Consider the following 1,521-nt stretch of genomic DNA (forward strand, 5'->3'; position numbering starts at 1 on the left):
AATTTTGATGAGAGGGTAGCGTAAATGAGTGAGAAACAATTAAATAATATAGAATCTAAAAAATTAGATTCTAATGATGATGAGATTATTTGGCAAATACAATATGATATTCCAATTCTCAACAATATTACTTCTTGGGGACTTAGGATTGGCTGGGTTACATTGCTTTGTTATTTTTTCATCTTGGGCTTAATGAAATATATGGAACAATATGAGCAATATAGCAAAATGGAGTGGTATAAACAAGCTGTAATTATTGGGCTTGGAATCGTGTTTGCAATACTAATATGGAATCTCTTAATTGTTATTTTACAAACTTTGAATCTTAAAACTATTTATGCCACAAATGACAATTTGATTATCCAAAAGTATTTTGGTAAAAATGTGGCATTGCCATTTGGAAGTTTTTATGTTGTATTTAAAACAATTTATTGTGCTTTTGAAACAGAATATGCAATAATTCGGACCTTCGATGGTTCTACATCTTTTATCTTTGGAATAGCCAAAAATCACAAAAATTTTAGGGCACACGGCATAAAAAACATTGAAGAACTAGAAAAGATTCTAAAACCAAAAATTGAAAAATATCTTATAACTTTGGAAGAAAAATATTTTCAAGATTTTCTATCGTTTGATTATCAGTATATTTACGGAGGTTCTGGGAGCATTATGTTATTGAATATGGAGAATATCTTGCGATTAAGAAAGGAAACCGATTGTGGAAAATAACGAACAATATAAAACAATTTTGGATATTTATACAGGATTACAGGTATGCACACCACCAAATTTTAAGGAATTGCCTACACCTTTAAATGATTTTGGATTAGGGGGAAAAACTACAACATATAGCATGACTGTGTTAGGAGCTTATTCTAGCGAGGTATTAGGGCGATATATGCAAAAGCAAGGAGCTTCAGGTGGCATAAATACTTTTTATAAATACAAGCTAATGGGAAATTTTGGAATATTTCCTATCTTTTTAAAGGACAGAATATGATAGATTCTCACAATAATATCATATGGCAAAGTCAAAGACAATATCATGTTATTGGGGTGTTTCAATACGCACTTTACATTATTTTGGGGATTTTTATGTGTTGGTTTTGTCTGTTTGTGCTGCTTCACGAATCTTTATGGTATGGTTTATTGGCTTTAGTTTTTTGTTTTGAAATCTACAAAGCACTTAACTTTAAATCTATGTTTTTGAATAATAAGGGGTTGTTTATACAAACGCGATTTAGTGGTAATGTTTTTTATCCGTATGGAAGTTTTGCTATATGCTATTCTCTTGCAACAGGTATAAGATTTTTTGAACGAATTGAAATATATGGTGTAAATCACCGCAATAAAATTTTTCTTTTCCCTTGTGGCTATGACTCTCTTGGTAGCTTTAAAAATAACCAAGAATTTAAAGAATTATGTGCCAAATATACACAAAATGCTTTAGAAACTATGGATACAAAATCTCGAGTTGCTCTATTTTTAAAATATTATGAACATATAGAAATCATATTTAAC

General features: G+C 29.8%; 3 protein-coding genes. All 3 read left to right on the plus strand.

Annotated features, from left to right (window positions below):
• Positions 1 to 24 precede the first annotated feature (24 nt).
• Positions 25 to 729 (plus strand): hypothetical protein, encoded by a 705-nt coding sequence (locus CQA53_RS11320; RefSeq protein WP_115544009.1) that lies wholly within the window; start codon positions 25 to 27, stop codon positions 727 to 729.
• Complete coding sequence (locus tag CQA53_RS11325) at positions 719 to 1,000, plus strand: hypothetical protein (RefSeq protein ID WP_115544010.1); 282 nt, start codon at positions 719 to 721, stop codon at positions 998 to 1,000. Before CQA53_RS11320 ends, CQA53_RS11325 begins: the two co-directional genes overlap by 11 nt.
• The coding region (locus CQA53_RS11330; RefSeq protein ID WP_147290055.1) for a hypothetical protein at positions 997 to 1,521 on the plus strand (525 nt) is incomplete at its 3' end. The genes CQA53_RS11325 and CQA53_RS11330, both read left to right, overlap by 4 nt.

It is taken from the genome of Helicobacter didelphidarum (genome assembly GCF_003364195.1).
GTDB lineage: Bacteria > Campylobacterota > Campylobacteria > Campylobacterales > Helicobacteraceae > Helicobacter_A > Helicobacter_A didelphidarum.

What these genes read in the sequence shown, in the direction of transcription:
- CQA53_RS11320 (WP_115544009.1), top strand. Translation starts at nt 25, where the DNA reads ATGAGTGAGAAACAATTAAATAATATAGAATCTAAAAAATTAGATTCT.